Here is a 312-nt window from a genome sequence, read left to right on the forward strand (position 1 = left end):
GTTCGATCGCGCGCTCTCGCGCTGGTCGCCGACCGCGGCCGAGACGATCGGCGGCGACCGCGCCTTCGAGACCGCGGTGTCGGTCTGCGTCTCCGTCGTGTCGCGGCTCGTGCACGAGGGATACACGGTCGAGGTCGTCGACAGTGACGGCGAACTTCTCGCCGAACCCGTCGCGGGCGGAGAGGATGCCGAGGCCCGCGCTCTCGCGGCATCCTTCGCGACCCTGCGCGCCCGGATCGACGTGCCGTCGCACCGCATCGTCCCGGCGTCGGTGGCGGCGATGCTCGGCCCCGTGGTCGTCGTCACCGGACG

Annotated in this window: 1 protein-coding gene; it reads left to right on the forward strand. The window is 73.1% G+C overall.

Features of this window, described 5'->3' with window-relative positions:
• Positions 1-312: hypothetical protein (locus tag ACZ3HH_RS29565; protein WP_465810072.1), on the forward strand; the 312-nt coding region annotated here is incomplete at both ends.

The organism is Pseudomonas sp. PME37.24/025 (genome assembly GCF_055556615.1).